The 26,591-nt window shown below is 63.8% G+C and carries 28 protein-coding genes and 1 pseudogene; 9 read left to right on the top strand and 20 right to left on the bottom strand.

All coding sequences use genetic code 11. From position 1 onward, the window contains the following. Positions 1 to 290: 290 nt before the first annotated feature. Positions 291 to 803 (bottom strand): AAA family ATPase, encoded by a 513-nt coding sequence (locus ACQHI0_RS02715; protein ID WP_427906351.1) that lies wholly within the window; start codon positions 801 to 803, stop codon positions 291 to 293. After that, positions 800 to 1,375: an NUDIX domain-containing protein gene (locus ACQHI0_RS02710; RefSeq protein ID WP_427906350.1), complete on the bottom strand. Its 576-nt coding sequence runs from the start codon at positions 1,373 to 1,375 to the stop codon at positions 800 to 802. The genes ACQHI0_RS02715 and ACQHI0_RS02710 overlap by 4 nt, the downstream gene beginning before the upstream one ends. A gap of 57 nt (positions 1,376 to 1,432) precedes the next feature. On the opposite strand from ACQHI0_RS02710, the gene ACQHI0_RS02705 reads away from it, so the two are divergent. Further along, a complete protein-coding gene (locus ACQHI0_RS02705; protein WP_427906349.1) occupies positions 1,433 to 1,615 on the top strand; it encodes a hypothetical protein in 183 nt (60 codons plus the stop codon). A 592-nt stretch (positions 1,616 to 2,207) separates the two neighbouring features. On the opposite strand, the gene ACQHI0_RS02700 is transcribed toward ACQHI0_RS02705, so the two are convergent. Then, positions 2,208 to 2,645 carry a DUF6086 family protein gene (locus ACQHI0_RS02700; protein WP_427906348.1) on the bottom strand — a complete coding sequence of 146 codons (438 nt, stop codon included), beginning with the start codon at positions 2,643 to 2,645 and terminating at the stop codon, positions 2,208 to 2,210. 207 nt (positions 2,646 to 2,852) lie between these two features. On the opposite strand from ACQHI0_RS02700, the gene ACQHI0_RS02695 reads away from it, so the two are divergent. After that, positions 2,853 to 3,263, top strand: a complete 411-nt coding sequence (locus ACQHI0_RS02695; protein WP_427906347.1) for a DUF4189 domain-containing protein — start codon at positions 2,853 to 2,855, stop codon at positions 3,261 to 3,263. A gap of 121 nt (positions 3,264 to 3,384) precedes the next feature. Here the strand turns inward: ACQHI0_RS02695 and ACQHI0_RS02690 are convergent, their stop codons facing one another. Together ACQHI0_RS02690 and ACQHI0_RS02685 are read right to left on the bottom strand one after the other, a co-directional pair. After that, positions 3,385 to 4,041, bottom strand: a complete 657-nt coding sequence (locus tag ACQHI0_RS02690) for a helix-turn-helix domain-containing protein (protein WP_427906346.1) — start codon at positions 4,039 to 4,041, stop codon at positions 3,385 to 3,387. A gap of 96 nt (positions 4,042 to 4,137) precedes the next feature. Then, positions 4,138 to 5,499: an ammonium transporter gene (locus tag ACQHI0_RS02685; RefSeq protein WP_427906345.1), complete on the bottom strand. Its 1,362-nt coding sequence runs from the start codon at positions 5,497 to 5,499 to the stop codon at positions 4,138 to 4,140. A gap of 292 nt (positions 5,500 to 5,791) precedes the next feature. Between ACQHI0_RS02685 and ACQHI0_RS02680 the strand changes: the two genes are divergently transcribed. From ACQHI0_RS02680 to ACQHI0_RS02655, 6 genes are read left to right on the top strand one after another with little or no spacing between them, the layout of a single operon-like run. Next, on the top strand, positions 5,792 to 6,982 hold the full coding sequence (locus ACQHI0_RS02680; RefSeq protein ID WP_427906344.1) for an NAD(P)/FAD-dependent oxidoreductase: 1,191 nt from the start codon (positions 5,792 to 5,794) through the stop codon (positions 6,980 to 6,982). 42 nt (positions 6,983 to 7,024) lie between these two features. Further along, positions 7,025 to 8,386 (top strand): type III glutamate--ammonia ligase, encoded by a 1,362-nt coding sequence (glnT, locus tag ACQHI0_RS02675; protein WP_427906343.1) that lies wholly within the window; start codon positions 7,025 to 7,027, stop codon positions 8,384 to 8,386. A gap of 23 nt (positions 8,387 to 8,409) precedes the next feature. Then, a complete protein-coding gene (locus tag ACQHI0_RS02670) occupies positions 8,410 to 9,309 on the top strand; it encodes a class II glutamine amidotransferase (protein ID WP_427906342.1) in 900 nt (299 codons plus the stop codon). Then, entirely contained in the window at positions 9,294 to 9,992 is a 699-nt protein-coding gene (locus tag ACQHI0_RS02665) for a protein glxC (RefSeq protein WP_427906341.1), read from the top strand. The genes ACQHI0_RS02670 and ACQHI0_RS02665 overlap by 16 nt, the downstream gene beginning before the upstream one ends. A gap of 28 nt (positions 9,993 to 10,020) precedes the next feature. Further along, a complete protein-coding gene (locus ACQHI0_RS02660; protein WP_427906340.1) occupies positions 10,021 to 11,334 on the top strand; it encodes an FMN-binding glutamate synthase family protein in 1,314 nt (437 codons plus the stop codon). 11 nt (positions 11,335 to 11,345) lie between these two features. Next, positions 11,346 to 12,587: an allantoate amidohydrolase gene (locus ACQHI0_RS02655; protein WP_427906339.1), complete on the top strand. Its 1,242-nt coding sequence runs from the start codon at positions 11,346 to 11,348 to the stop codon at positions 12,585 to 12,587. A 253-nt stretch (positions 12,588 to 12,840) separates the two neighbouring features. Here ACQHI0_RS02655 and ACQHI0_RS02650 read toward each other — a convergent pair whose 3' ends face one another. The 13 genes and pseudogenes from ACQHI0_RS02650 to ACQHI0_RS02590 form a co-directional block, all read right to left on the bottom strand. Then, positions 12,841 to 13,254, bottom strand: coding sequence for a helix-turn-helix domain-containing protein (locus ACQHI0_RS02650; protein WP_427906338.1), 414 nt, complete (start codon positions 13,252 to 13,254; stop codon positions 12,841 to 12,843). After that, a pseudogene (locus ACQHI0_RS02645) lies at positions 13,251 to 13,490 on the bottom strand (type II toxin-antitoxin system RelE/ParE family toxin); the annotation flags it as partial. The gene ACQHI0_RS02650 and the pseudogene ACQHI0_RS02645, both read right to left, overlap by 4 nt. Positions 13,491 to 13,912: 422 nt before the next feature. Further along, positions 13,913 to 14,287 (bottom strand): DUF5615 family PIN-like protein, encoded by a 375-nt coding sequence (locus ACQHI0_RS02640; RefSeq protein WP_427906337.1) that lies wholly within the window; start codon positions 14,285 to 14,287, stop codon positions 13,913 to 13,915. Next, positions 14,284 to 14,517: a DUF433 domain-containing protein gene (locus tag ACQHI0_RS02635; RefSeq protein WP_427906336.1), complete on the bottom strand. Its 234-nt coding sequence runs from the start codon at positions 14,515 to 14,517 to the stop codon at positions 14,284 to 14,286. The genes ACQHI0_RS02640 and ACQHI0_RS02635 overlap by 4 nt, the downstream gene beginning before the upstream one ends. A 342-nt stretch (positions 14,518 to 14,859) precedes the next feature. Next, a complete protein-coding gene (locus tag ACQHI0_RS02630; RefSeq protein ID WP_427906335.1) occupies positions 14,860 to 15,375 on the bottom strand; it encodes a DUF3558 domain-containing protein in 516 nt (171 codons plus the stop codon). A gap of 75 nt (positions 15,376 to 15,450) precedes the next feature. After that, a complete protein-coding gene (locus ACQHI0_RS02625; RefSeq protein WP_427906334.1) occupies positions 15,451 to 16,494 on the bottom strand; it encodes a HEAT repeat domain-containing protein in 1,044 nt (347 codons plus the stop codon). After that, positions 16,481 to 17,788, bottom strand: coding sequence for a putative toxin (locus tag ACQHI0_RS02620; RefSeq protein WP_427906333.1), 1,308 nt, complete (start codon positions 17,786 to 17,788; stop codon positions 16,481 to 16,483). Before ACQHI0_RS02620 ends, ACQHI0_RS02625 begins: the two co-directional genes overlap by 14 nt. 2 nt (positions 17,789 to 17,790) lie before the next feature. Further along, positions 17,791 to 18,093: a WXG100 family type VII secretion target gene (locus ACQHI0_RS02615; protein WP_427909060.1), complete on the bottom strand. Its 303-nt coding sequence runs from the start codon at positions 18,091 to 18,093 to the stop codon at positions 17,791 to 17,793. Continuing rightward, the gene (locus ACQHI0_RS02610; RefSeq protein ID WP_427906332.1) at positions 18,093 to 18,416 is read right to left on the bottom strand and encodes a WXG100 family type VII secretion target; all 324 of its coding nucleotides are present in this window, start codon (positions 18,414 to 18,416) and stop codon (positions 18,093 to 18,095) included. Before ACQHI0_RS02610 ends, ACQHI0_RS02615 begins: the two co-directional genes overlap by 1 nt. Positions 18,417 to 18,535: 119 nt before the next feature. Then, complete coding sequence (locus ACQHI0_RS02605) at positions 18,536 to 18,811, bottom strand: hypothetical protein (RefSeq protein WP_427906331.1); 276 nt, start codon at positions 18,809 to 18,811, stop codon at positions 18,536 to 18,538. 1,100 nt (positions 18,812 to 19,911) lie between these two features. Then, entirely contained in the window at positions 19,912 to 20,355 is a 444-nt protein-coding gene (locus ACQHI0_RS02600) for a hypothetical protein (protein WP_427906330.1), read from the bottom strand. Then, on the bottom strand, positions 20,337 to 20,987 hold the full coding sequence (locus ACQHI0_RS02595; protein WP_427906329.1) for a hypothetical protein: 651 nt from the start codon (positions 20,985 to 20,987) through the stop codon (positions 20,337 to 20,339). The genes ACQHI0_RS02600 and ACQHI0_RS02595 overlap by 19 nt, the downstream gene beginning before the upstream one ends. Next, positions 20,971 to 22,086 (bottom strand): hypothetical protein, encoded by a 1,116-nt coding sequence (locus ACQHI0_RS02590; RefSeq protein ID WP_427906328.1) that lies wholly within the window; start codon positions 22,084 to 22,086, stop codon positions 20,971 to 20,973. Before ACQHI0_RS02590 ends, ACQHI0_RS02595 begins: the two co-directional genes overlap by 17 nt. Before the next feature lie 537 nt (positions 22,087 to 22,623). Here ACQHI0_RS02590 and ACQHI0_RS02585 point away from each other — a divergent pair. Beyond that, the gene (locus tag ACQHI0_RS02585) at positions 22,624 to 23,379 is read left to right on the top strand and encodes a class I SAM-dependent methyltransferase (protein ID WP_427906327.1); all 756 of its coding nucleotides are present in this window, start codon (positions 22,624 to 22,626) and stop codon (positions 23,377 to 23,379) included. A 7-nt stretch (positions 23,380 to 23,386) separates the two neighbouring features. Here ACQHI0_RS02585 and dnaG read toward each other — a convergent pair whose 3' ends face one another. Continuing rightward, the gene (gene dnaG, locus ACQHI0_RS02580; protein ID WP_427906326.1) at positions 23,387 to 25,312 is read right to left on the bottom strand and encodes a DNA primase; all 1,926 of its coding nucleotides are present in this window, start codon (positions 25,310 to 25,312) and stop codon (positions 23,387 to 23,389) included. A gap of 25 nt (positions 25,313 to 25,337) precedes the next feature. Further along, positions 25,338 to 26,591, bottom strand: coding sequence for a deoxyguanosinetriphosphate triphosphohydrolase (locus tag ACQHI0_RS02575; RefSeq protein ID WP_427906325.1), 1,254 nt, complete (start codon positions 26,589 to 26,591; stop codon positions 25,338 to 25,340).

Genomic DNA, 26,591 nt, shown 5'->3' with positions numbered 1-26,591 from the left:
ATTAGTGCCGCGCCTGCGGAGAGACGATGCTGTCCAGGCCCAGCGAAGACTCTTTCCCCACGGAGCCTCTGCTCGAACTCGCCTGCGCCGGAGTCATCAGCACCCTCGGCGGTCTCCCTCGCGACCTCGTCGATATCGCCGCCGTCCGCAGCACGTGCCACTTAATTCGTATTGCCGTCACGGAGTCGAGTACGAATGAACGACAGCGGACACGCTGACCCGATTTCCGTGACCGCACGCCAGGCACCGATGCCGACCGTTGCATTGTCGGCCGCCCCCACAGTCACCGATCAGCTGATCCCGTTCCGGCAAAGTCCGATATCACGATAGATCCGATCCGTCACGGCATCGAGAGTCCAGTTCGCGTCGATACGAACCTCTTCGACGAACGGCAGCGGCTGCCAACCGTGGTACCACGCAGCCATCTGTTCGGGCGCAACGATCGCCGACAGCGGGCGCCCCGAATGACGAGCCAGGGTCTGGTCGAAGGTGAGATCGAAACCGTAGAACAGGGATCTATCCACCGAATCCGCGAGCCTGCCGAGCATCGCCCCATACCGCTGGGCGTCGAGGATCCCCTCGACGATCACCACCATCCCCCGATCCAAACACCACCGAGCGATCTGCTCGATCAACTCGATGTTGAATCCGTCCGGCTCGTCTGGCTCCCGGATCATGTTCCGCCGCACCACATCCTGCGACACCACCGCGCACCGTCCGCGTTCGAATCGGCCCTGAACGGCTGCGGCGGTCGTGGACTTTCCCGAAGCGGAATTGCCGCGGATCACCACCAGAGGACTCATCGCATGATCCTCGACTGCAGGACCGTATCGAGTTTGCGAATGAACCGACCAAGGTGGGGGTCCGACTCCGGTAGACCATGCGGGTCGAGATCCCACCAACGGCCACCGACGAACTCGTCCGGATCAAGGTCATACTGGTCGGCACGATCGCCACGTGCGACGAACCACAGCGAAACATCAACGTGCCCAGCAGTTTTGCCGACCGTGGGCGTGACAGCCAGAAACAGCGGCCCGTCACCGACGACATCGAATCCGAGGTCGACGCCGAGTTCCTCGCGGCCTTCCCGTTGCGCCGCGGCGAGCGGCTGCTCGAACGGCTCCACATGCCCGCCCATCGGAAGGTGAAGACCGGACTTGCGGTGCAGCCCGAGATAGATTCCACGCTCATCGGGGTCGACCAGCACCACGTAGGACACCAAATGTGGTGACGGCGTCGCAGGCGGAATACGCCGGTAGATGTCCGCCGTTCCAGCGAGCCAGTGCAGGGCCTGCTCGATGTGTCGCTGCTCCAGGTCATCGAACGATTCCATCGCGGTGATCAGTCCGGCGTTGTGTGCGGAAGAAGGATCCATGGCGCGCGAGAGTAGCCGGGCCCTCCGACACCAGCGTGGCTCCAACATCCGAAGGGCATGGCGGAGATGAACAATCTGTCGGCGGTCACCGTCGGCGAACTCCGTGACGGTATCGCGGCGATGCTGATAAGGCGACGCCACGACGAGTACACGGACTGGTTGGAGAATCACATCCTGCCGGCATCCGCCCGTCGCGTTCTGGCCTACGACATCGAAGCCACCGCGCACTACGCCACCTGATGTCGGCCGCTCACGCCGCCGGGCCGACAATCGGCACCGCCGACAGCATGATCACCGCTACCGCGGCCGCGGCGCGGTTTGCCGTAACTACTCGCGATATCTCGCCGGTCGAAGCCGCCACGGTATACACCATCGGCCCGTGGCAATGTAGGGCTGACATCCCGACCTGAGGCGACCCGGGACTGAGCTCCCAGAGCCGTAACAGCCTCGCCGCCACAACGCGAGACTCGAACCACAACACGGAATCAACGGGGTGTATCGGGATGTGCTGGGCAGCAATGGGAACGCCTTGAACAACAAATACCCAGGTGATAGGCCGTGTTGAGAATCAATGAAAAATGTTGGGACACAACGTATTTCGAGCTGCAGGTTTTGGTTCGAGTCCAGATGGGGGAGCAATAAATAGCCTCTGAACAGCGGGTACTCTCCGTCGGTCAGGGGCTTTTTGTGTCGGGCCACCAGGCCGCCACCGCCGTCATCGGCCACGCGCCACCGCCGCCTGGTTCTGCTCCCGAATCTCGGCACCGCTCGATTGGTGATCGCGAATTGGACAGCACCCCACGTCATGCCGACTATTGTGCGGCCGGTCGCGTTATCGTGCCATGAAGCTGTCGAGCTGACGCGCGTGCTCACGAACAGTGGCGCTCCATTCGTACTCGCCGCCGCGGCCGGATGATGGACTTGAACGAACCTGAACGCCATCTGTCCCACCCGTTCCACAGCCGACCAGAGCAGCCCAAGACATCGTGATGCCCGCCCGCTCAGCGATGACCAACAATGTGGCGAGAAACCCGTCGGACAGCGCCTGTACAACAGCGTGACCAGTACGGCCACGCCAGGCTAGAACCGTCGCCAAAAACCCTTCCAGCACAACAGGAGTGACCTCACACGCGTCCGATTCCATCGGACCGATCCCTGAGGGAACACCGAGTTCCTCCTCGAAGAATCCCAACTGGTTCAAGAACAGCCGTGAAGCGCCGTTCGAGGGATTCCACAGCGTGGTCCCGTCCAGCTCGTAGTACTGACTCATCCGACCGCCTGCCTGCCGCTGAACAACTCATGGTCTATCCAATGCGAAGCCGCTCGCGACAACAACTGCAGATCCGTCACGAACGCCGCAGTTCGTGACGGTCTTTGCCGTGACCCCAAGACTTTTGGGGCGACCCCGCGTCCATGTACTGCGGTATCTTCCATGCGATCGCCGCACTGGTCGGCGCGCAGAGGAAGCACACACCACATGTTCAGCAAGTCCTTTGCGGCTGCCGCGCTCTCGGTGAGCGCCGCTGCCGTCCTCGCGGCACCGCCCGCCGCCGCCGACCCGGTCAACTGGGGCGCCGCTTCCCTCAGCGTGTGGGGCAATGTCTACGCGTTTTCGGTCAACCACCCGACGGAAGCCGACGCCATTCAAGCCGCCGACCGAGCGTGCAAGGGTCAAGGCATCATCGACTGCCGGATGACGGTGACGTTCGCGAACGGCTGCGGCGCAGTCGTGACGAGTCCGCTCGCGATCGTCGCAGGGTTCCCGATCCTGGCCTTCGGTAAAGGGGCGAACCCCGATCAGGCATACGCAGACGCCACCCGCAACCTCCCCACCGGCACCGGAAGCGCCGGCTCGTTCAATCGCGACTACGCCTGCACCCGGCCTTGATCTAGTTCCCGCACGGTCCTCGGTAACACGTCGGGCTCACACCCCTCCTTAGCTCAGTGGTAGAGCACTCGCCCTGTAGCGAAGGTCGAACCGCCCTGTCGTACGCCACGGCGGGACAGTGTCACGACTCGTGGTTGTCGGGATAGGCCGTGACCGCGAGAAACTTGATCGGCAACCGAACGAGATCGTTCGGGCCATGGATGCCCTCGCCGTCGAGCAGGAGCGAATCACCGGGCCGCAACGTGTATTCGGCGTCCCCGTGGCCGTAGACCATCACGCCTTCGAGCATGTACAGCAGTTCGGTGCCCGCGTGCTGGAAGCGGGGGAAGACCTCGCTGGCATTGGTGAGCGTGACGAGAACCGGCTCGAGTCGCTTGTGCTGACCGCGCAGCGCACCGAGCAGTTCGTAGTGGTGACCGACCCTGGTGCCGCGGCCGACGATCACCGCCCCGTGACCGGATTCGACATACACAGCTTCCCGTTCGGTATCCGCGCCGCGGAACAGCGAGGTGACCGGAACGTCGAGGCCGGCGGCCAAGCGCGCGAGCGTCGATAGGCTGCACGAGGTTTGGGCGTTCTCGATCTTCGACAGCATCGCCTTGGAGATGCCGACCTTGTCGGCCATGTCGCCCACTGACAGTCCGGCGGCCTTACGCAGCGATCGCACCTGTCGAGCAATCGCCTCCTCGAGGTCGTTTCCGGTCGGTGCGGTCCCGATGACCTCACGCTGAACGGGAGCGGGGTCACCGGTGTCGCGCACGGTCGGTCGGTCTGCCATAGGTCGATCATAACGGGCCGAAGTTTCCTCTGAGGAAACCATACGTACAGCGAATACCCCCTGCCGCGGTCGGCCGACAGGGGGCACGTGGGCGTGTCAGCGGCCTGCGACCGGAGCTTCTGCCGCCGCGTCGGTGATGATCTCCTCGGCGGCTCCGACTGCGTCGGATTCCTCGGCCGGGACGGATGCGAGGGTGATCGTCTCCATCGTGTAGGCCGATTCGCCGTGGACCGAGACGTCGAGCCCTTCGGCCTCCTTCTCGTGCGGCACGCGCAGGCCCATCGTCTTGTCGAGCGCCTTGGCGATCAACCAGGTGACGATGAAGCTGTACGCGACAACCGCGGCAACCGCGACGGTCTGACGCCAGAGCAGATCCAGTCCGCCGCCGTAGAGCAGGCCGGTGACCCCGTTGGGCGCCTTCGGATCGGCGATGAAACCGATGAGCAGTGTGCCGAGAATGCCACCGACCATGTGGATTCCGACCACGTCGAGGGAGTCGTCGTAGCCGAGGCGGAACTTGATCGAGACAGCGAGGCAGCACAGCGCCCCCGCTGCCGCGCCGATGACCAATGCGCCCATCGGTGACACGGCGCCGCAGGCGGGGGTGATGCCGACCAATGCCGCGATCAGGCCGGAACTGGCGCCCAATGAGGTGGCGTGCCCCTCACGCACCTTCTCGACCAGTAGCCACGCGCAAATGCCCGCGCAGGCAGCGGCCAGCGTGTTCAGCACGACGACCGAGGCACTGTTGCCCGCTGAAAGCGCGGACCCGCCGTTGAAGCCGAACCAGCCGAACAGCAGGATGCCCGCGCCGAGCATGGTCAGCGGAAGGCTGTGCGGGCGAGGCGGAGCCGGGAACGTCCTACGCTTGCCGAGGACAAGCACCAGTGCCAACGCCGCGACACCGGCGTTGATATGGACCGCGGTGCCGCCGGCGAAGTCGATCGCACCGAGCGTGTTGGCGATCCAGCCGCCGATGATCGTGCCGTCCGCGGAGTCGAACGCGAAAACCCAGTGTGCGACAGGGAAATAGACCAGCGTGGCCCAGATGCCCGCGAAGACCATCCAGGCGCCGAACTTCATCCGGTCGGCGACGGCACCGGAGATCAGCGCGACGGTGATGGCAGCGAACAGGAGCTGGAACCCGGCAACCAGCGCGGGCGGGAGCGCGGGTACGGCGGGTGCCGTCAGCATCGACGCGAGGCCGAGTGCTTCCAGTGGATCGCCGAGCAGGCCAAACCCGCCGAGCGAATTGCCCAGCACGGCCGAATAGCCGAACAGCACCCACAGGATGCCGACGACGGCGAACGCGCCGAACGTCATCATCGCCATGTTCAGGGTGTTCTTCACGCTCACCATGCCGCCGTAGAACATGGCGAGACCGGGCACCATCAAACTCACCGCGGCGAAGGCGGCGAGCAGCCAAGCGGTATTCGCCGCGGCTATTGCTTCTTGCATTGTGTCTACCTCAGAGGGTCATTCGGCAGTGGTCTGCCATAGAGAATCATCGTCCACCAGCAGTGGACCACGGCGAGATTTCAGCAGTTCGCCTTGCGGTGACGTTCTCGTTAAGCGCCACGATGAAACATAGACCATCTACAGGAAACCGACAGCCGTACCGACTCAAGGGCGAATCCCAAGCCCTCCGCCCTAGACACACGTGATTGACCGGCGCGTAACACAACGGTAATGCAACAACTGTTTCCTAGTAGACAACACTGATTCCTATTATGAAACCCAGCGGGGCAACGTGAAGCAAACAGCCAAGTACGTCATCGTTGGCGGCGGCCTGGAAGGCCTCGCTATCGCCTGGTCGCTCGCCCACCGCGGCGAGACCGATGTTCTCGTGCTCGAGCGCGACACCCTCTGCTCCGGCATGACCGGCAAGTCCAGCGGCGTCGTCCGCTGTCACTACGGAAACCCGTCGCTGGCGGCGATGGCGTGGTACGGCGTCGACATCTTCACCCGTGCCACGGAGCTCTTCGGCGACGACATGGCTTTTCGGCAGTGCGGCTACGTCGTCGGGGTCGCCGAGAACAATCTCGCGCCACTGCGGGCCAACGTCGCGATGATGCGCGGCCTCGGCATCGACGTCGACTTCATCGGCCATGACACGATGGCGGAGTTGTGGCCGGGCATGCGCCTGGACGACTTCGCCGCCTTCGCCTACGAACCGCTCGGTGGCCGCGGCGAGGCCTACATGACAGGCATGGCCTTCGCCGCATCGGCGCGCTCACTCGGCGTCAGGATCCGTCAATCCATCACGGTCACCGGCCTTCTCACCCACAACGCCGGCGAGGTCTACGGCGTTCAGCTCGCTGACGGCACCCAGGTCCACGCCGAGACGGTGATTCTGGCCGCGGGCCCGTGGGCACCCGCACTGGCCGCCGGTGCCGGGATCGATCTCGACGTCAAAGCTCAACGCGCCCAACTCGTTCTGGTCGACCAAGGCGAACCGACACCCGAGGTACCGGTGCTGTCGGACCTGGCTGGTTTGCAATACATCTGCCGCGAACCCAACGGCGAACTCCTGGTGGGCAATTCGGACCACCAGGCACCGCAATACATCGACCCCGACAACTTCGTCAACCGCGCGGACGAAGACACCATCGAGAAGACCATCCTGAAACTCGACAAGCGTCTGCCCGACATGCCCGACCCACGTATCACCAGTTCCTACGTGGGCGCCTACGACGTCACGCCCGACTACAACCCGGTCATCGGCGCTGCGCCGGTCGCCGGGCTGTTCCTCGCGACCGGATTCTCCGGCCACGGATTCAAGATCTCCCCAGCGGTCGGCGAACTGGTCGCCGACCTGCTCACCACCGGAACCACGACGCTGCCCAATGTCGATCCCCTCGATTTCCGGTACAGCCGATTCGCCGAGAACGATCTGCTGCTCAGCCCGCACCCCTACGAGGGCGCAGGCGAAATGCGCTGAATCGGCCCATCACCTTTCGACCATTCCGAGTAGGAGCCTGACATGGCCATCGACACCGCCGAGGCACTCGCCGCCACACCCCCGAACCTGGATCCGCGACCGACCCTGACCGAGTTGGTTCACAACACCGGAACCACTTTCATCCTCGCGCTGTTCGTCACTCTGAGTGGCAAACCGTGCGCCAAACTCGTTCCCGCGCAGGCTATCGGGCAACTCGAGAACGACGGTGTCGGCTTCGCCGGCTATGCCGCGGGCGGTATGGGCCAACAGCCAGGGGATCCCGATCTCGTCGCGATGCCCGACGCGTCGTCGTTCATCCCGATACCGTTCGTTCGCCCCGGCCTGGCGTTGGTCCACTGCGACCCACACGTGGCGGGTAAGCCCTGGGCGTACTCGCCGCGGGTCATCCTCCGGGAGACACTGCGACGGGCCGCCGCTCTCGGGTTCACGGTCAACGTCGGTGCCGAGATCGAGTACTTCCTGGTCAATCGCGGTTCCGCGGGTGAACTCGTCACAGCCGACGCGTCCGATCTGAGCAGCAGGCCCTGCTACGACGCCCGTGACGTGACCCGAATGTATGACCACCTCACCGAGATCTCCACCGCGATGAACACGCTGGGCTGGGGCAACTACGCCAACGATCACGAGGACGCGAACGGGCAGTTCGAGCAGAACTTCGACTACGCCGACGCCATGATCACCGCCGACCGCGTCATCACCGCGCGGTATCTGCTGTCGGTGATCGCCGAGAAGCGCGGCATGCAAGCCACATTCATGCCCAAGCCGTTCACCGACCGGACCGGGTCGGGCATGCACATGCACCTGTCACTCTGGAGCGAGAACGGCGCGGTCTTTCCCGATCCCACCGATGACAAGGGTCTCGGATTGTCGCCGACCGCATACGGTTTCATCGCCGGTCTACTCGAGCACGCCTGTGCCCTGCAAGCCGTGATCGCCCCGACCGTCAACTCCTACAAGCGCATGGGGGCCACAACCACCAGCAGCGGTGCCACATGGTCGCCGCGTTTCGCGACCTACGGCGGCAACGACCGCACGCACTATCTGCGCGTCCCCGACTCGCACCGGGTCGAACTGCGTGGCGGCGACGGCTCGGCCAACCCGTATCTCGCGGCTGCCGCGGCCGTCGCCGCAGGACTCGATGGCGTCGAACGGGCCCTCGATCCCGGCGCGCCGGGCAGCGGCGACCGCAAGAGCGACATGTTGCCGATGACCCTGCTGCACGCCATGGACGCGCTCGAACAGGATTCCGTACTCACCGGCGCCCTCGATATCGCCGGCCCCGGGGTGGCCGAATATTTCGCGCGTCTCAAGCGCGAGGAATTCTTCGCCTGGCACAACACGGTGTCGCGCTGGGAGATCGACCAGTACCTCACCGCCTTCTGACCGTCACGAAAGAGGAGCACAACATGTGTGGAATCGTGGGTTTGCACCTACGTGACCGGGCGCTGTATCCCCAATTGGGGACCTTGCTCACCGGCATGCTCGACCAGATGTGTGACCGCGGACCCGATTCGGCGGGCATGTCCATCTACGGCGACCCGACTTGGTCACCGGCCGGCCACGCCACCGTCTCATTGCTCGAAAACCCAGTCACAGCAGAAGATTTCGCGGCGGAACTCGCCGGTCGCCTCGGCGTCGATGTGACCGCGTTCGACCTCGACCCCACCACGGTGGTGTACGGGCCGGTCACCTCAGAACAGCTGCTCGACGCGGTCCGTGCCCTCGCACCGACCGCCCGGATCATCGGCTTCGGCACCGAGGTGGCCGTCCTCAAAGGAATGGGCAACCCCACCGAGCTGGCTCACCGCTTCGGGCTTTCGAACGCGTCCGGGTGGCAAGGCGTCGCGCACACCAGAATGGCCACCGAGTCTGCCGTCACCGCCGAGGGCTCACACCCTTTCTCGGTCGGCCCCGACCAGTGCCTCGTACATAACGGGTCCTTCTCGAACCACATGAGCATCAAGCACAACCTCGAACGCGAAGGCATCGTGTTCGACAGCGAGAACGACACCGAGGTCGGTGCGCGTTTCGTCGCAAAGCAACTGGCCGACGGCGTCGATCTCGAGAAGGCGTTGCTGATGCTGAACGAGACATTCGACGGCTTCTACACACTGCTGGTCTCCAACAAGGACTCCTTCGCCGTGGTCCGCGACGCCATCTCGTGCAAGCCTGCCGTCATCGCCGAGACGGACCGCTGGGTGGCGATGGCGTCCGAATACCGCGCCCTGGCAGATCTGCCGGGCGTCGACTCCGCCCGAATCTTCGAGCCCGAACCAGAAAAGGTGTACGTATGGCACCGTCAGTGACCGACACCGCCACGACCTTCGATCTGCGCACGACCACCGTGCGCAGTACCAATCAGGCGTTGCAGTCCGCCGACGCGCCCGCCCGCTCGGTGATCACCGCACCGCGCGGCGCGCATGCCTTGGCGTGCGGACTCGACAACGACATCGACGTCACCATCGACGGTCATGTCGGCTACTACTGCGCAGGCATGAACCAGCAGGCATCGGTCACCATCGCGGGCAACGCGGGTGTCGGGGTGGCCGAGAACATGATGTCGGGCACGGTGCGCGTGCAGGGCGACGCCTCGCAATCCGCCGGTGCCACCGCGCACGCGGGCCTGCTCGTGATCGAGGGCAATGCCGCTGCGCGCTGCGGCATTTCGATGAAGGGCGTCGATATTGTCGTCGGCGGCGATATCGGCCATATGAGTGCCTTCATGGGGCAGGCCGGTCGCCTCGTCGTCTGCGGCGATGCTGGCGAGGCACTGGGTGACTCGATCTACGAAGCCCGGATCTACGTGCGGGGCACCGTGGCGTCGCTCGGTGCGGACTGCATCAAGAAGGAGATGGCCGCCGAGCACCTCGCCGAGCTCGCCCAACTGCTCACCGCTGCCGGAATCGACGCCGACCCAGCAGATTTCACCCGCTACGGCTCGGCCAGGCAGCTCTACAACTTCCACGTCGACAACGCCTCGGCGTACTGACGTCGCCGCGAACGAGGAGACGACTTCCATGACCTTCAACCCGACGCTGCGCGAATCGGCGACCTTCGACCGCGCCGTGATCGCCGAGATCCAGCGGGCCGCCGAGACCGGCATCTACGACATCCGCGGCTGGGGCGCCAAACGCCGGCTCCCGCACTTCGACGACCTGCTGTTCCTCGGTGCGTCGATGTCGCGATATCCCCTGGAGGGCTATCGCGAACGCTGCGATACCGACGTGGTGCTCGGTGATCGCAACGCCAAATTTCCCCTGCACCTCGACATTCCGATCACCATCGCCGGAATGAGCTTCGGAGCGTTGTCCGGGCAGGCCAAGGAAGCGCTCGGCCGTGGCGCCAGCGAAGTCGGCACCTCGACAACCACGGGCGACGGCGGCATGACCCCCGAAGAACGTGGCCAGTCGAAGAATCTGGTGTACCAGTATCTTCCGTCGCGATACGGAATGAATCCCGACGATCTGCGCAAGGCCGATGCCATCGAGATCGTGCTCGGCCAAGGCGCCAAACCCGGCGGCGGTGGCATGCTGCTCGGCCAGAAGATCACCGAACGAGTCGCAGGCATGCGCACCCTGCCCCAGGGCGTCGACCAGCGCAGTGCCTGCCGTCATCCCGACTGGACCGGTCCCGACGACCTCGCTATCAAGATCATCGAACTGCGCGAGATCACCAATTGGGAAAAGCCGATCTATGTCAAGGTCGGCGCGACCCGCACCTATTACGACGTCAAGCTGGCGGTGAAGGCCGGTGCCGACGTGGTGGTCGTCGACGGCATGCAAGGCGGCACAGCCGCGACCCAGGACGTGTTCATCGAACATGTGGGTATCCCCACCCTCGCCGCTATCCCCCAGGCTGTCCAAGCCTTGCAGGAAATGGGACAGCACCGCACAGTGCAGCTGATCGTCTCCGGTGGCATCCGCAGCGGCGCCGATGTCGCCAAAGCGATGGCACTGGGCGCCGACGCGGTCGCGATCGGCACCGCGGCACTGATCGCGTTGGGCGACAACAGCCCTCGCTTCGCCGACCAGTACCGCGAGCTCGGCTCCGAAGCCGGGTTCTACGACGACTTCCAGGCCGGTCGCGATCCCGCCGGGATCACCACCCAGGACCCCGAACTCGCCGCGAACCTCGACCCGGTCGAAGGCGGCCGCCGACTCGCGAACTATCTGCGCGTGCTCACCATGGAGGCGCAGACCCTCGCCCGCGCCTGCGGCAAGTCGCACCTGCGCAACCTCGAACCGGAGGATCTGGTGGCGCTGACCGTCGAATCGTCGGCGATGGCCCGCGTGCCGCTCGCCGGAACCACCTGGATCCCCGGCCGGCCATGAAAGGCGCCATCATGAAAGACACTGTGCCGCACTCCTTCGACACCATGTGGGCGTCGATCCTCGAGGTCGGTCGGGCACCGTCGACCGGCGGCTATCGACGCTTCGCGTGGAACGACGCGGATATGACCCTGCGCGAATGGTTCACCGGCGAAGCGGATCGACGCGGCATGACCGTCGAAGAAGACCGCAACGGCAACCTCTGGGCCTGGTGGATGCCGATCGGCTGGACCGGCGAACCCCGCGATGCCTTCGTCACCGGGTCACACCTGGACTCCGTGCCCGACGGCGGCGCCTTCGACGGACCGCTGGGCGTGGTCTCGGCGTTCGCCGCCGTCGATGTCCTGCGCGAACGCGGCATCGTGCCGACCAGACCGGTGGCGGTCACCGCGTTCACCGACGAGGAAGGCGCCCGCTTCGGAGTCGCCTGCATCGGTTCACAATTGACCTCCGGCGCACTGAAACCCGAACGCGCGCTGCGGCTTCGCGACGCCGACGGCATCACCCTGGCCGAAGCGCTCACCGGCGCAGGCCGCAACCCCGCGCACCTCGGCGCCGATCCGACCCTGACCGAACGCGTCGGCGTCTACGTCGAACTCCACGTCGAGCAGGGACGCGCACTCGACCTCGTCGATCAACCCATCGCGGTCGCGTCGTCGATCTGGCCGCACGGCCGCTGGCTGTTCACCTTCACCGGCGAGGCCAATCACGCGGGCGCCACCCGACTCGTCGACCGCCGTGATCCCATGCTCACCTTCGCCTCATCGGTCCACACCGCCCGCGCCGCGGCCGCACTGCACGACGCGGTCGCCACCTTCGGCAAGGTGCGCGTCCTCCCCAACGGCGCCAACGCCATTCCGTCCGAAATCAAAGCGTGGCTCGACGCACGCGCCGCCGACGAAGCAACACTGACCGAACTCGTCGACCACATCACTCGCGAAATCCACGGGCACGCGGCCGCCGACGGCATCGGCTTGCATACCGAGGCCGAATCGATCACGCCGATCGTCGAATTCCCCGCGGATACCCGCAACCGTCTGCAGTCGGCACTGGGCCACCTGGGCGAAATCCCGGTGCTACCCACCGCAGCGGGACACGATGCCGGCATCCTCTCGGCCAAGGTCCCCACCGCGATGCTCTTCGTCCGCAACCCCACCGGGGTCTCGCACTCCCCCATCGAACACGCCGAAATCGACGACTGTCACGCCGGGGTGCAGGCGCTCGCAGATGTCATGGCGGACTGGGCGTCAGCCTGACTCTCTGCCCTGCAGTGATCACACCCGGCAATTAGCGGCGTGCAATATTGCTGGGCACAGCCTGACCGGGCCATATCTGCGCAGGCAACGATCGACGTTCGCAGCGGACGGCCAAGCGCCGGAATTGATGCAGCAAGGCCAGGGTTTGCTCGACGATCCAGCAGCCGGCGGTCACTTGTCGCGGCAGCTCAGCCTGGCTTCGTATCGGCCGTCGTTCGAGTTGACGGATTTGGGTGGATCGCGGAGCAAGGACTCAATGGCCCGAGAGACTGCCCTGGCATTTGGGGAATTCCTCTGGCATCTGTGGCAATGCGAGATCGCTGCTGAAGGGCCGAGCTCGGGTGGCGCTGGTGTGGCGACTGGTGAAGCTCACCTGGGTGTCATCGGCATCGAGGGCGATGTTGAGGGTGGCGTCGAGAGCTGCAGCGAGTTTCGCTAGCAAGGGCAGGGTGGGGTCGGTGTCGGAGCCCTCGATCCGTGAGATTTTGGCTTGGGTCAGACCTGCCCGTTCGCCGAGTTCGGCTTGGGTGAGGCCGAGTTCGGTGCGGCGGTCGTAGACGGCTTGGGCAAGTGCCATGGAAAGTCGGATCTCGCGGCGAGCCTCGGTGACCTCGGCGGGTTCGGTGAGTTGGCGTTCTCGGAGGGCCTTCCAGCGGGTGTGGCTCATCGGTCCAGTTCTCCTCTCTCGATCGCCCGCAAGAATTCTTGATGGGCGGGTTCGTGTTCGGCTCGGCAGGTTCGTTGCGCCAATTTCGCGCGTTTGACTTCGCTGTCTTCGCGCATCTTGGTCTTGCGGAACACCGTCAGCAAGACTGCGCGGCGTCCGGGTGCGAGCCAGTAGGTGATGCGGATCGCGGCGCCGTCCAGCGTGGGGCGTAGCTCGCGTACCCCGTCACCGAGGTGTCGGGCGAATGGTCACCACGCGCGGCGCATCTGCAGGTGTGGGCGGTGTCGGGAACATTAAAAAGTGTTGGGACACAGCGTATTTCGATCGGGGGGTTTCTGGTTCGAGTCCAGGTGGGGGAGCACGTCAAAAAGAGATTCTGACCGGCGAATATTCGCATGTGTTGGGATCTCTTTTGTGTTCCACTGAGGACGCAACGCTCTCACCTGGCCTTTTGCGCGACTCGACCCGAAGGGCAGCACGGAATCAACACGTTTTGGATTGCGCGTTGCCGCTCTCGGCATCGACAAGAAGCGCCCGTGACGTTCCTGCACCTGTTCTTGGGCATTTTGGCTGACCATGAACGCACTCGACCGTAACCCGGTTGCCGTGTATTGATCCGGATCGTCGAGCACGGATTCGCCGGGCGTCCCGCTTGTCCCTAGTCCTGTTCCGGCGTCTTTCGCTGCCAGGCCACAATCTGCGTGGGTCGGACCTCGACTCGGTCGGCATGGTCGAACGCTGCCACGATGGCGGCTAGGTGTGTCTCGAACACGGCAAGCAGATCGTTGTTGCTGATGTTGCCCATAGCTACGACCAGAAGTCGACGGGGCTGGCCGTGTAGTTGGTGTGAGATCCGGAAGTCGGCGTCCTTGGAGACCACTACACGGCCCTCCGTGTCGGCGACCTTGGCTACCTGGTCGTCGGCGGTGCGGTTTCCTGCGGGCAACTGCGCTGTGTGCCTCGCATCGTGCCCAGCATCGAGCAGGAACCGTGCGAGCCGTGCCGGGAGTTGCGCGTCGACCAGGAACTTCACGCTGCGCTGACAGAGACGACGGTGTGTCCGCCTGCCGCGAGAGCACCGAACTCCAGCGCAGCGAGCAGGTCGTCGGATTCCAGGTCTGGGTAGTCATCGAGGATTTCCTCGGTGCTCATGCCCGAAGCCATCATCTCCAGGATGTTCTGCACAGGGATCCGAAGGCCGCGCACTACCGGCTGACCATGGCAGATCTGCGGATCAGAGGTGATGCGATCGAGGCGGGACATAGGGACCATCGTAGCCTTGGCGATGAGATCTCTGCCAGCAATCATCGCTGATAGGGGCCGCGGCCCGGTCTGGACCCCGACTGGTCCGCGGTCTGTGGTTTCGTGCTGAAAGTTGGGATCGGTAGGGGGCGAGTCTGGCATCCACTTAGCTCAGTGGTAGAGCACTCGTCCTGTAGCGAAGGTCGTCAGCTCAATCCTGACAGGGGGCTCAATGCGAAAGAAAGGTTCTGCCCCTGGTCAGAGCCTTTTACGCGCTGGCCACCGCCCGCGAAACCCACAAATCGATCGCCACCTCAGCCTCGCTGAATCCGGATTCTCGAGGCAGTCAACTGATCGAGTTCATCAGGGAAGGCTGGGCGCCAGAGCGTTTGCGACGTCCAGCGCACGGGTGCACGGATCGGGTGGGTTCCGAGCTGCGGGGTTGTCGGAGGCTTGGATATATACCGTGCCTGTTCCGACAGCGAGGACGATCTCGCACTGTCGGTCGGCTGGGCGGTCCTGGATTCCGGCGCGCCCGCCGACTGCGGTCTCGATGGCTGCGGGTTTGGTTCGTCTGATGGCCTCGAGTGGGAAACTCGTGGAGAGAATGCCTAAGTGGTATGCCCAGACAGCCTTCGAGTCGTGCCAGGTGCAGTACTTCGAGTTGGGTTGCGCAGTCGCCGTGGAGGTCTTGGTGTCTGGATCGACGCCCATCTGTCGAACGAGATCGGGCGCGACCTCTGTACAGGGGTCCCACAGCGCCGCGGTGGCGGGTGCGGTGACTTCCGGTCGCTCCTCCGGCTGGTCGGGTGTGGATGCGCACGCGCCGGCGGAAAGGGCCAGCGCTGCAATGAGTATCGGGGCCGATCTTGTTCGCACGTACTCTCCTGTCTGCAGGTGCGGGCACGCAGGGACCGAGCCGGTCGGTGCGCGAGTCGATAGACCCGACTGGCCCTACTCGGACAGTCTCGCGAGCGCCTTCCTTGCTTGGTTACGTGTGTAGGGGTCGGGGTCGTCGAGATAGGACTCGATAACGGCTCGGACGCCGGTTGCCTTCATCTGTCCGAGGGCGTCGATCGCGAAGTTGCGGGTGTGTGGGTGCTCGAGGTGTGCGAGCGCGATGTCCTTGGCTCGTAATGTTTTTTGGCGGCCGATGAAGCGAAGAAGGGCGGCGATGACGGGGTGGCCGAGCGGTTGTTCGGAGATCAGGGTGACGACCAAGTCGAAGTCGCCTCGTTCTGCGATTGTGGCCAGGGCCGAACCTGCCCGGAAACGTACTTCGTCGGTCAGTGCGGGTTGCCGACGCAACTGTCCGACGAGTAGGTCGATGGCTTTGCGATTGCCTTTGGCGGCGGGGTCGTTGAGGTTGCGAATAAGATCACTGCGGATGCATGCCTTGTGATGCTCGGCGCTGTTGAAGCGGCCCCATTCCTCAGGTCCGGGGATCTTGTCGTCGAGGTGTTCGAGCCAATCGAGAAAGACCGGGATGGCGGGCGGGATCGTACGGAGTTTCGCGAGCTCACTGAGCCCGTAGCTACGCACGCCGACAGCGGCGAGATCGCGTACCAGCCGAATGTCGTAGCCATTGCGGCCATCGTGGAACCAGGCAGGCGGGTTGTCGAGCCAGTCGTCGCCGTGTGGCATTCCTGGATAGTTGAAGGCCGCTCGCGTGACGGGAAGGGAGTCGGCTGCTTCCGGTAGATCGCTGGGTTCGTTGCGCGCCGCGGCGGTTCCCGTGCTGGTCTTCGTGATGGCGAGGTGATGAATGTGTATTGCCGCGAGGCGCTTTCGGTACTGCCGGAGGCTGGCGAGTACTTGATCTCCGCGGCGGCTCCAGGCTTCGAGGTCGGCGGCAGCGCTGTGAGCGGGCGGCCCAATCGAGTCCAAGGGCTCCGCTCTCGCTTCGGCGATGCTGGTCTGCAGGGTATCGATGAACCGATCGAGTTCGTCGATGAGACGGGCAAGGTCCTGCTCGCTCGGTGAATCAGAGGTCGGCATTGTCATCGAGCTCCTTTCGGATCAGCGTGATCTTGCCCTCGTCGACCAGCTTCTGCACGTCCGGTGTGAGTGTGGTGCGGTGGTCGGTGACCAGGATCGGTGAGTAGCCCTGACTGTTGGCGTAGTCGACCATGTCCGTGATCTGCTCGGTGTCGCCCTTGTCGAGTTTGTTCTTGTTCTTGACCTCGGTGACCTGGCCCAACTGATCATCGATGTGGTCGGGGATCCTGACCCGGCCATTGACGACGACCTCCTCTTTCGGGCCGCGCGGGACGCCGGCACGATCTTCGCCTTGCTGTCCGGTTTCGCCGCTCTCACGGGTGTCGCCGTTGTGGATCGGGTCGGTGTTGCGGGGTGTTCGTTCCATGATCCCTGTCAACAGCCGCGCAGAAGCGGTGGCGTTGGTGTAGATCGCGGTGTTCGAGTTGATAGCAGTCGCGACGAAGCCATCCAGTTCGACCATGAGTGTGTCGAAATCGGCCGCCGCCTGACGGATGAGGGCGTCTTTCGCCGCGTCGTATCCGGCGTCACCCGCCTTACCTGCCGGGGCCGCCCCGGCCACATCCAAGGAGACCAGCGCGGTGACCAGGCTGTTCAGAATCGCCTGCACCTGCTGGCGTTCGGTATCGGACTTCTCGCTGACTTCCGTACAGGCGGGTCGGAGAGCCTTGGCAAAGGTGCCAGCGTCTCGGTATGCCGTCGCGAGCAAAACCATTTCTTCGAGAATTCCGTCGACGTCGGTTTCGGTCTGGTCGTAGAGATGGGTTTTCACCTCATTGAACATCTTGGTCGCATCGTCTTCGGCGTGCTGGCCGAATTCCTGGAACTTCTCGCCAGCGTTCTTGATTCGCGTGAAGTCGCAGTCCGGCCATTTCTTGGTGACCTTGTCGGCGATCTTGTCCCAATGCGCGGGGCTGTCGCCGGTCCCTCCTGCCGAGATCTGCTTCGGATGCAGGGAGTCTGCGATCTGGGCAGCGCTCGGGGCCGCCGGCGGGTTGGCACCCGACTGATTGGGGTCGGTCGCCGATTCATTGGTTTCGTGGTTTACGCCGAGTTGATGGACCTGACGTGCGAGTTCGCCAGCGGCGATGGCGCTGAGCGAAGCGAGCTCGAAGACGTCCGAAGCGGACTGGTCATAGCTGGTCGACCAGCGAACCCCAGCCTCGTGGACCCCCGCCGATCGTGCGACGTCAAGATTGCCGTCCAGGGTCCGTAAGGTCGCCTCGATGTCGCGGCTGGACTGGGCAATTCTAGCTGCCGCCGCGTAGTACGCGGCGGGATCGATATCGGCCACGACTATCCTGCAGACCGACCGAGGATCTGCGCATTGACTTGCCGCACTTGCGCGTAATTGTGGTGGGCATTGTCGATCTCGAGCCGGTGGTCGGCCAGCTGCCCGACCAGTCGCGCGCCTTTGGACTGCCAGGTTGCGTGAGCTTGCTCGAATGCGGCGGCGGCGTCACCGCTGAATCCTGCGGCGCGAAGCTCGGCGACAATTGCCGTCGCCCCGGACATCTCGTCAGTTACCGCACGCAGGAAGGCATCCAACGCTTTGGAAAACGTGGCCAGATCATCGAGATTGTAGCCGAACGGGGTCATCACGCACCCTGCTCATTGCCTGGGATCTGGACCTGGGTAATCGCGTTGCTGTTGGCGCTGTCGGTCTGCTCGATCTGATCAGCCACAGTTGTCAGCTTCTCCGCCAAGTCGGTCAGCTCATCGATGAACATCCTGAGCTCGCCGAAGTCGCGCTGCCAGATCTGCTTCATCGACTCCGCGGCGCTTCCGGTCCAGCTGCCATACAGACTCGAGTTCTTGGTGTCGATGTCGCGGGCCGCTGCCGCCAGCGTTCCGTGCAGACTCGCCAGACGTGCCGCCGTGGCACGAACCTGGTCAGGCGAGATCGCTAACTCGTCCCCCATCTCGACCTTCCCCGTCCCCGATATCAGCGTTTAGCCGATACCGTGCGTATCGTTGACGCACACAGTAGTCGAGGTAGGAATGACCGGGAAGGGCGCTGATGCAGTGGCGGGACAATGCCTCACAACTGGCACAGGACGACGTCGACGACCTGTTCGCAGACAGCCTGGACTTCGCGCAGACCGAGCTGCGACAGCACAGATCGTTCGCCCCGTTCGCATTCGTCATCGATCACGACGGCCAGCGCACCGCGCGGATGACCGATAGCGCAACCCCGTCGAAGGACGCCGTCCACGATGCTCTCACCTTCGATCGCGACGATATGCATCTGCGCGCGTTCGCGGTCACCATGGATGTAGGCATCCCCGCTAACGGCGAGGATGCCGTCGAGGTTCACATCGAACACCGCGACGGAATCGCCATCGACCTGCTCGTTCCCTACACATTGTCCCCAGACGGCAGTATCGCACTGGACACAAGCCGGATCAGGGCAGCGCAAGGCCAGCGGCGTATCTGGGGCCTACGTCTCTAGACGAACAGCCGCACATCTAGATTGGGCTCCGCCAGCGCCACCGCATTCAGGTAATGGACTTCAAAGCGCGGCCTAACTGCCTGACACAGGGGTCCGCAGCTGGAGCGACAGGCCCTTCGATGGCCGCCGCGCAGACGGAAAGAATGTATTTAGACCGGCCATCGGCCCGTGCCAGCGGCCGAAGCTCGCTGTTTCGCGTCGGATGCGCGCCGCGAAAGACAGCGTCGCGCGACTCGGCCAGGAATCCAAGTGTCAGTTCCCTTGTCTTGTCTTGTCTTGATCTAGTCCTGGACCACAGGTCGGTGACTCGAGGACGGGCTGCTTCACGAGTAGGTGTCAGGTTGGCTGCCCTGGCTCGAGGCTCGCAGGTGCGCCACTCGACATGGCTGTTCGACACAGGCTGACTCGACCCACAACACGGAAACAACACGGATTCAACGGGTAGTAGCGGGAACGGTTGGGATACAGCGGGAACACCTTCAACGACGAATCCGCAAATGATCGGGTCTATTGGGGATCGATGAGAAATATTGGGGCACAACGGAATTCAAACGTCAGGTTTCTGGTTCGAGTCCAGATCGGGAGCCTAAGGGAGGCCTCTGACCAGGTAAAATGGTCAGAGGCCTTCTTCGTGCTAACCCGTACTTTCGTCCCGCGTCAACGACCTCGAACTCGACGGCGAGGAGGCTCTCAAAGGGCAAGCAGCCCTCAAGCCATGAGAATGCGCTCTCTACTGACTGACCGAGCACAGTCCGATGCGCTATCAGACGAGTTCGGAAGGCACCATAAGTTCGGCAGGTGCATAGAGTTCGGCGATTGCAGCAAGATTGTCGCCTGTGGACGTGACGGCGATCGAGTCGAGAAGTAAGCAGGATAGCGGTCGCGTCGGCGTCGAGTCTGGGTGCTTATCCAGACGACGCCCGAACCCGATCAGACCAGAACACCGGTCGCGAAATAGATCGAGGTCAACAGGCGGCCCGGATAAAGACCAGATCGGATGCGCCCTCGCTCGAATGTGCAACCCATCGAGTCTGAGAAACACCCCCTTCATCGACGTGTTCAGCACGCTGCGATCCGAGCGCAGGAAAATTCTCTGTGTTACGCCAGTAATATTTCCAAGATTCCGGCACACCGGGATTGAATCGGTCGATATTTGAGCCTATTTTGAACTCATTAAATTCACTCGCAGGAACTTCAACGACCGCAACCATGACCTCGTCCCCAAAGGCCGTCTGGTTTTCATACTCCGCGAGTTCGGTGCCCGCCGGAAACCGCAAGGAGCCACACGATTCAAGAGCACGGAGATCTGAATCTTGGCTCGCGCAGCCCCCCGTCACGCATGCATACAGTACGACCACAGTAGCAACAACTACCCCATCAGTCTTTCGCTTCACAGCATCTGGACCCATGTCTGGACGGTCTCGGACTGTCCGCGTGCCACATAACTTCGCGCCCATCCGAATTCCTCGAGCTCACGCATATGTGATCCGATATCGTTCGCAATATTCTCCTTGACGTTGCCGAACGGCATCCAGGTCTCCGCTTCGAAGTTGTAGTAGTCCCAAATGTATACCTTATAGCTCACTTCGGCGCGCAGGCCATCGTCCGCGGAACGTACAACTGTGTCGCTTCCGACTGAAACATCGAAATGCCCGATCCCGAACTTGACATCCGAATCCTCTGTCGGACCGGCACCTTCCCAGCCAGAGGTGAGCTCACGAACGATCCCCACCTGCGGGTCCAGCCTTGCCTGGTCAATTATATTGTCGAGACACCGCGAAACGAAGTACTTGACATTCTCGGTATTTACCGCCTTCTGAAAGTGCTCCGATTTGATCGTGAAGTCCGAATTCGGACCAGGGTTGGACAGGTAGAACTTCAGGAGGTCCGCCGAAAAGGAGTATCCAGCCTTCTCGAAATACTGCATAGCGATAAAGGCGTCAACAACCTTGTAGGTTCTGGCCTCAATCTTGTCCGTAATGCCCGTACGTGAGCCATAGGCGGCCTGGTTCTTCTTCGGCGGATCAGGCGGCGGATGCAAGGCTGTTCTCCCACCATACGTTGTTGCTGTAACCGTATCGACGAACTCTCATATCCGCGACGGCGCGGGCCGGGGCGATGAAATCGCTGGATGAAAATACAGGAGCTGCGCGACCTGGCGTATATTCCAACGCCTGGGATACCTGCCCGATCGCTGTCCGGATTTGGTCCTGGCGAGACTTAGCGGCCGCGAGGAGGGCATCGAGTTCGGATGAGATCTTCGAACGCAGCGACTCCTCGATCGGTTCAGCCAGCGCTCGAGCCCAAGTCCCCAAGGGAAACGTAAAATCGAGCAGCGTGATCGATGCAGCCAGACCGCCGCTGAGTCCCGCGGCCTGGTTGAATACGAGACGCTCCAGCAGGGCTGCAGCTGCCTCGAGAATCTGACCGACGGCCTCCATATCGTCGCTGCGCTCGGTCAACGACTTCGAGGAGGTGCCCGCACCCGACTCGAACGCCAGCGCAGCATCGCCGGACCAGTCAGTCCGGAGCCACCTCGTACCGCCGGATAGGTTCTCGGATGCGACAAAGTCGTTGATCCCGAGGAGCCGTACTTGCTTGCCGACAGCCTTCAAAGACTCCCAGTCGGCTTCGAGCGGAGACAGGTAGTCCGCTGCCGGCTTGACACCGACCGCAGCCATGATCGCGTCGTCATAACACGAGATCGAATCAATAGCCGCAGTTACTGTTTGACGGACCGAGTACTGAACTGGTTCGGTGTTGGTGAGTACCGGCAGCTGCAGGGAGGTATATCGAACGGGTTCGATGTCGGCCGACTGACCAGCGGGGCGGGTTTGCCCGCCGATGTCAGCTAGATCGTTTGCGTATTCCTGGTCTGTCGTTTGGAATCCAGATGCCGCCGTCGACAGCCCATCAGCGAGACCTTGAATCGCAGTGAGGTCTGCACGCTGCCCAGCCTCGACCGAGGAATGAAATCTTGCCAGTGGCGGCGTTAGCTCAGCGAGAAGTCCCGATGATCCTTCTGGCAATCTGATCTCGGGCATCAGACGCGAGGCATTGGAGGAAAGGTTCGCTCCGACGTCCAGTAGATCCAACCTGAACCCGTAGAGCCGAGCCGCCTCGACCGAGAGTTCGGTCACGATCGGTCCCGCGAAGTGATTGTTTGGAAGGTTGTACGCTGCCCCCGAAGTCGCAATATTCCCATTCGAAGTCGATCCCCCTGGTAGGGCAACTGCCCGCTGGATGGTACGTCAGCCCGGCAGCGAGCGTGATGAGCTGTCGCCGTGCGGCTCGCGGTCGTAGAGGATGTGGATCGCTCGTCCGATCGCCGAGATTACGATCGGACAGTACCGGATCGGCCGAGGATCCACCATGTCCCGAGCGGAGCTTCCGGCTAACTCCACTGCCGGAAGTGGCAGCGCACCAACATGTTTCGGCGCGCTACAGGTCCGCAGCCCTGCTCACCGTCTCTGGTTGTCTGGCCCCTCTACAGTCCGTCACATACCTAGGCCGTACAGGAGCCGCGGCGATCGACAGGCTCAGCCGTCACAAGCGGATCCGGTCAGATCACCCGCGTTCCCAAGGAGGGCGCGAACCTGCGACGACCCGTCGGGACAGGCATTCACCCGCATCTCGACGAAATTGTCGACCACCCGTCGCTGGCATAGTGATTTCACATGGGACGGACATTCGAGGATCTGATTGACGAGGCGACCACGGCTTCTGTGGAGGGGTGGGATTTCTCTTGGCTCGATGGGCGAGCCGGTGAAGCGCGGCCTTCGTGGGGGTATCAGCGGCTGATGAGTGGTCGGCTGAAGAACGCTTCCGCCGCGCTGGATATTCAGACCGGTGGGGGCGAAGTTCTGGCCGGGGCAGAGTTGTTTCCGCGGACCATGGTTGCCACCGAGTCATGGGCTCCCAACGTTGCCAAGGCGACCAGATTGCTGCACCCGCGCGGCGTGGTCGTCGTCGCCGCGCCCGACGAGCCGCCGTTGCCGTTTGCCGATGAGGCGTTCGATCTGGTCACCAGTCGGCATCCGGCCACGATCTGGTGGGCCGAGATCGCCCGCGTACTCCAGTCGGGTGGAACGTATTTCGCGCAGCACGTCGGGCCGGCCAGTGTGTTCGAGCTGGTCGAGTATTTCCACGGTCCGCAACCGGAAGCGCGGCGCGCGCGCCATCCCGACGATGAAGCCGCTGCCGCGCGAGCTGCGGGGCTGGAGATCACCGACCAGCGGACCGAGCGCCTGCGGATCGAGTTCGACGACATCGGCGCGGTGGTGTATTTCCTGCGCAAGGTGATCTGGATGGTGCCCGGGTTCACCGTCGATGCCTACCGCGATCAATTGCGACGGCTGCACGATCGAATCGAGCAGGAGGGGCCGTTCGTCGCGTACTCCAGCCGCACTCTCACCGAAGCCACCAAAGTGTGACCCGTTGTCAGGCCCCGGCTGCGTAACCCTCGCTGCCCATCGCCTGGGCCGCGAGGCTCTTGCGGTACTGCTCCAGCGCCACCAGGTCGCCGAACAGCGTCATGTAGGTGTCGGGTTCCTCGCTGGCGGACAGTCGCTGCAGCTTCGATTTGAGCTCGGCGATCTGGCGGCCGACCCAGGCCTCCTGGGTGCGGGCGAGGATGGCGGTGACGAAGCGGGGGGTGTCGTTCTGTGAGCGGACCGGGAGCTGCTCGTTGGCCAGTTCGGAGACCAGGGCGCGGATCATCAGGTCGTCGGTGTGGTCGGCGACGGCGGCGACCCATTCGGCGCCGCTGAGACCCGCTGCCGTGCCGCCCGCCTGGGCGATCATGATGCGTACGGCCACGTAGGCGGGGTGGGTGAAGGCGGCGGCGTCGATGGCGTCGAAGGACACGCCCGCGATGCCGGGATATTGCAGTGCGGCGCTGAGGGATTGGCGTTGGGCGTAGAGGACCGGATCGTTGGGGGCAGGTCGCACCGAGGAGCTCTCCTCGACGCGTGGCGCGGGAATCGCCGCAGCGCCCTGCTTCAACGCCGGGGTGGCGTTGCCGCCCATCCGGTTCTTCTTCGCCTCTTCACCGACCCGGCGCACGACCAGCTGGATGTCGTCCCAGCCGACCCAACCGGCCAGCTTGGTGGCGTACCCCTTGCGGGTGGCGTTGTCCTTGATCTGCGCCACCACGGGCACCGTACGGCGCAACGCCTCGACCCGGCCCTCGACATCGTCGAGATTGTGTTCGGCGAGCAATCCGCGAATCACGAACTCGTACAGGGGAGTTCGCCGCGCCACCAGATCACGGACGGCACTGTCACCGGAGTGCTGACGCAGCTCACACGGATCCTGGCCGTCGGGCGCGACAGCGATATAGGTCTGCCCGGCCAGCCGCTGGTCGCCGCTGAACGCCTTCAACGCCGCGGCCTGCCCGGCCGCGTCACCGTCGAAGGTGTAGATGATCTCGCCGCGCCAGAAGTTGTCGTCCATCAGCAGCCTGCGCAGTACCTGCAGGTGCTCTTCGCCGAATGCGGTGCCGCAGGACGCGACTGCCGTTTTCACGCCGGCCAGGTGCATGGCCATGACGTCGGTGTAGCCCTCGACGACCACGGCCTGATGCCCCTTGGAGATGTCGCGCTTGGCGTGGTCGAGACCGAACAGCACCTGAGACTTCTTGTACAGCAACGTCTCCGGGGTGTTCACGTACTTGCCGGGCATGGTGTCGTCGTCGAACAGCTTGCGCGCGCCGAACCCGATCACCTCGCCACCGAGGTTGCGGATCGGCCACAGCAGGCGCCGATGGAACCGGTCGATCGGACCGCGCTTGCCCTGCTTGGACAGCCCGGCCGCTTCCAGCTCCTTGAATTCGAAACCCAAGCGCTGCAAGTGTTTTGTCAGGCCGTCCCAGCCCGCGGGCGCGTAACCGCAGCCGAACTGCTGCCACGCTGCCTTGTCGAAGTTGCGGTCGGTCAGATACTTGCGCGCGGCCTCGGCCTCGGGTTCGTGCAGCAATCCCACGTAGTACTCGTGCGCGGCGGCATTGGCCGCGACCAGCCGCGAACGGGTGCCGCGATCGCGCTGCACCGAGGTGCCGCCACCCTCGTAGTTGATCTGGTAGCCGATGCGGTCGGCCATCTGCTCGACGGCCTCGACGAAACCGATGTGTTCCATCTGCTGCAGGAACTTGTAGACGTCGCCGCCCTCGCCGCAACCGAAGCAGTGGAACAACCCGTGGTTGGGCCGCACATGGAACGAGGGTGATTTCTCGTCGTGGAACGGGCACAGACCTTTGATCGAGTCGGCGCCCGCGCGCTTGAGCGCCACGTACTCACCGACTACATCTTCGATCCGGACACGTTCACGGATCGCCGCGATATCGCGATCTGGGATTCGTCCGGCCACGGTGAACGAGTCTAGTCGGGTCCGCTCAGCGGCAGTCCAGCGAGGCGGCGACGCGTTCGAAGCGGCTCTCGGTGTAGGAGGCGATCTGGTCGATCACCACCCGCACCCGGGCGACCTCGGTGGTGGCGGCGTTGAACCAGGGCAGCAGCTGATCGTCGAGGTGGGCGGGCGCGGTGGTGAGCAGGCGGTCGGCGACGGCCTGCACGCGGTCGCGCTGGGTCTGCTGGCGGGCGAGGTGGCCGGGGTCGGAGCGCACGTAGCGCAGCGCCACGGTCTTGAGGACGGCGACCTCGGCGGCCACGATCGGCGGCACGATCAGGTCGGCCTCGTAGCGGCTGAGCGGGCCTTCGCCGTAGCGCGCGTGGGTGGCCGAGATCGCGGCGGTGGCGAAGCGGCCGACCAGCTCGCTGGTGAGTCGTTTCAGGGCCACCGAGCTGGTGAAGCTGCCGTCATAGGTGGCGGCGTCGGCCACGATGTCGAGTTCGGAGAGCCGTTGCGCGGCGGCGGCGAGTGCCTCGATCGACTGGTCGGGGTGCTGGCCGTGGCCCTGTTCGGCGAGCGCGGCCTGTTCGGCCGGGTCGGCGAGGGCGCGCAGGTCGATGCGGCCGACGATCACGCCGTCCTCCACGTCGTGCACCGAGTAGGCGACGTCGTCGGACCAGTCCATGATCTGGCATTCCAGGCTCTGTTTGCGGTCGGGCGCGTCTTTGCGCACCCAGGCCAGGCGCTCTAGATCGTCGTCGTAGGCGCCGAACTTGGTGCCGGAACCGCTTCTGCCCCACGGGTACTTGAGGGTCGCGTCCAGCGCCGCGCGAGTCAGGTTGAGCCCGAAGCTTTCGCCGTCTGCGTCGAGGACCTTGGGCTCGAGGCGGGTGAGGATGCGCAGGTTCTGGGCATTACCTTCGAAACCGCCGTAGGCGTCGGCGAATTCGTCGAGCGCGCGCTCGCCGTTGTGACCGTAGGGCGGGTGGCCGATGTCGTGGGCGAGGCCTGCCAGGTCGACGAGGTCGGGGTCGGCGCCGACGCCGTCGGCGATGCTGCGCCCGATCTGGGCCACTTCGAGGGAGTGAGTGAGGCGGGTGCGCGGGGTATCGCCTTCGCGCGGGCCCATGACCTGGGTCTTGTCGGCGAGACGACGCAACGCGGCGGAATGCAGCACGCGGGCGCGATCGCGGGAGAACTCACTGCGATGACCCTTGTCCGCGGCGCCGGGCCATGCGGTCTTACCCGGCTCGTGGACCATGCGTTCCTGGTCGTGCGGGGTATAGGTCTCTGTCAT

Origin of the sequence: Nocardia sp. FBN12 (genome assembly GCF_050320175.1) — a bacterium.
Classification (GTDB): Bacteria; Actinomycetota; Actinomycetes; order Mycobacteriales; family Mycobacteriaceae; genus Nocardia.
Note: the sequence above shows the minus strand (reverse complement) of the source record. Positions and strands in the feature narration are given on the sequence as shown.